This is a genomic window from Treponema sp. (assembly GCF_045657965.1).
In the GTDB taxonomy this organism is placed as follows: Bacteria; Spirochaetota; Spirochaetia; order Treponematales; family Treponemataceae; genus Treponema_D.
The window spans coordinates 1-2622 of record NZ_JAZOUG010000269.1; the positions used below are offsets into that span (position 1 = coordinate 1).

Here is a 2622-nt window from a genome sequence, read left to right on the forward strand (position 1 = left end):
TGTCAGATTATGTTGCCGGTGAAGTTGGCAGTGATGTGTTTTTCTTTCTAAAAAGCGGCTTTTTTCAGAATGGTCGTGGCTGTGCCTTAGTTTCTGGCCGTGGAGAAATTGTTGAACCTGTTACTCCGCGAACAAATCTAAGTTTTCTGCTGATTTTTCCAGAAGTACATTCTTCCACAAAGGAAGCTTATTCTCTGGTTGATAAAGCGCATGAATCAGGCCGGAGTGTTATTTGTCCTGATTTTTCGGAGTTGAAGAGTTTATATTACGGTTCAGTAAAAGAATGGAATTTTGCTAATTCCTTCACTCCTGCTATTGTGAGTCAATATCCTGCCGTTGGTGAAGCGTTGCGGGATATTAAAAAATATGGTGCTGACTGGGCAGAAATGTCCGGTTCAGGAGCTACAGTTTTTGGCGTTTTCGAATCAGATCTTGCTGCAAAAAAGGCTTTCGAGGAATGTCATAAAAAATGGAAATGTGTTCTTACACATTGAAGTTATAGCTGCTAAAGGAGACTAGCAAATGGAAGTCACTGAATTAAGAATCCGAAAAGTAACGGCTGAGGGAAAGCTTAAGGCTTATGTAACTGTCACTTTTGACAACTGCTTTGTTGTTCACAATGTGAAAGTTATCGAAGGCCAGTCCGGGCTTTTTATTGCAATGCCAAGCAGAAAAACTGCTAATGGCGAATATAAGGATGTAGCTCATCCTATCAGTGCTGATTTTAGAAATGCCTTGCAAGACAAGATACTTTCAGAGTATAATGCCGGGCACTTCGATGAAAGTGCTGGGGAAGACTAATTTTTAGTCAGACTGAAATATTTTTTCTGCAGGAAATTTTACCTGCAGATTAATATATTTTGGGCCGTCGTCAAGCGGTAAGACAATGGCTTTTGGTGCCATCATTCCACAGGTTCGAATCCTGTCGGCCCAGTTAATTTTATGGAAACTCTGGCGTGATGAACGATGGGGTTAGATTTTTTTAATCAAAGCATCATTTTGCTTCATGCATTGTTTCCAGAATTTTAGGAGTTATACAAATGGAACAGTTGGTTATCGAAGCAAAAAAACGCTCAGAAACTGGCAAAAAAGCAGCACGCGCAATCCGTGCAGAAGGTCGTATTCCTGCAGTTGTTTATGATGAAGCAGGAAAAGCAACATCAATTACAGTTGATTCAGTTCAGTTCAACAAAGTATGGCGCTCAATCACAAGCACAACTTTAGTTACTCTCGATGTTGAAGGTAAAAAATACGATGCTTTCATCCGTGACACAGAATACAACATCATGAAAGATCAGGTTCTTCATGCTGATTTCCTGGCTGTTTCTAACAAAAAGCCGGTTGTCCGCTCATACAAAATCCAGTACTCTGGTACAGCAGCTGGTGTTCTTAAAGGCGGCTTTATGGTTAAGCATGTTCCTGAAGTTAAAATTAAGGCTTTACCAAAGGATTTGCCTGTACGCATCGTAATCGATGTTTCTCCAATCAATATTGGTGACATTTTCCGCGTAAAAGATATGAACCTTGGTGACAAAGTTACTGTTCTTACAAATGGTGAAGATTCACTTATCAGCGTAGCACCAGCCCGCTAATCATAAATTGCTGATAAAAATCCCTCGTATGGCGGGGGATTTTTTTATTTTGAGGCAGCTGAATGCAGAAAAATACAGATAATTATTTTCCGCTTGCAAAATTAAAAAATCTCAATTCTTTTGAAAGAAAAGTTCTTGAAGGGCTTGTGTTTTGCGGCATTTCGGAAAAAACAGTTTCAAAATCAACGCCTTTGGGAATTGCAGTTTCCGGCGGGGCTGATTCTGTGTCTCTTTTGCTTTCACTGAATGCGATTTTCGGAAATGAAAATATCTGTGTTATTACAATAGACCATGGAATAAGAAGTGAAGAAGAAAGCGGCGGAGATGCTGCTTTTGTAGAGCAGTTGTGCAAAAATTATAAAATTTCATGTGAAATTTTAAAAATTCCTTACGGTGAAATTTCAAAAAAGTCAGCAGAAACTAAAAAAAGTATCGAAGAAACAGCCCGCGTTTTCCGCTACAATTTTTTTGAATCTTTTATCAGACAAAAAAATCTCTGTAATCTTGCTCTGGCTCACAATCAAAATGATCAGACAGAAACTCTTCTGATGCGTTTTTTACAGGGAAGTTCAACCGAAGGAATGGGCGGAATTGAACGGGTGCGGGGAAAATTTATCCGTCCTCTGCTGGATATTTCTCGGGATGAAATTGAAGTTTATTTAACCGAAAAAAATCAAAAATGGCGGACTGATGCAACCAATTTTGATATAAAATATTTTCGGAATAAAATCCGGAATGTTCTAGTTCCTTTTTTAAATGAAAACTTTACCGGATGGCATAAACCGGTATTAATGGCAGCAAAAAAAACAAAAGATGATGAAGATTTTATAAAAAACTGTTGTCCTGTAAACCGTTATGATTCAACAGTTAACCGTGACTTTTTTTATTCGCTTCATGATTCCTTAAAAAGGCGTGTGTTTTTTTCAGCCTTAAATAAAGCCGGGTTTGGCGGCAGGTTTCCTTTTAAGCTTTTTGAAGAAGTGCTTCAATGGCAGAATAAAAAAACTAACAAAATTTCTTACGAAAATCT

Annotated in this window: 4 protein-coding genes and 1 tRNA gene; all 5 read left to right on the forward strand. The window is 38.3% G+C overall.

All coding sequences use genetic code 11. From position 1 onward, the window contains the following. A partial coding sequence (locus tag ACKI5B_RS10180; RefSeq protein ID WP_407428386.1) for a 4-(cytidine 5'-diphospho)-2-C-methyl-D-erythritol kinase occupies positions 1–494 on the forward strand: 494 nt, incomplete at its 5' end. Between the two features lie 28 nt (positions 495–522). Then, the gene (gene spoVG / locus ACKI5B_RS10185; protein ID WP_407428388.1) at positions 523–801 is read left to right on the forward strand and encodes a septation regulator SpoVG; all 279 of its coding nucleotides are present in this window, start codon (positions 523–525) and stop codon (positions 799–801) included. 60 nt (positions 802–861) lie between these two features. Further along, positions 862–934, forward strand: a tRNA-Gln gene (locus tag ACKI5B_RS10190). 106 nt (positions 935–1040) lie between these two features. Continuing rightward, positions 1041–1592 (forward strand): 50S ribosomal protein L25, encoded by a 552-nt coding sequence (locus ACKI5B_RS10195; RefSeq protein WP_407428390.1) that lies wholly within the window; start codon positions 1041–1043, stop codon positions 1590–1592. A 62-nt stretch (positions 1593–1654) separates the two neighbouring features. Further along, positions 1655–2622, forward strand: a 968-nt coding sequence (gene tilS, locus ACKI5B_RS10200) for a tRNA lysidine(34) synthetase TilS (protein ID WP_407428392.1), incomplete at its 3' end; no start/stop codon positions are given.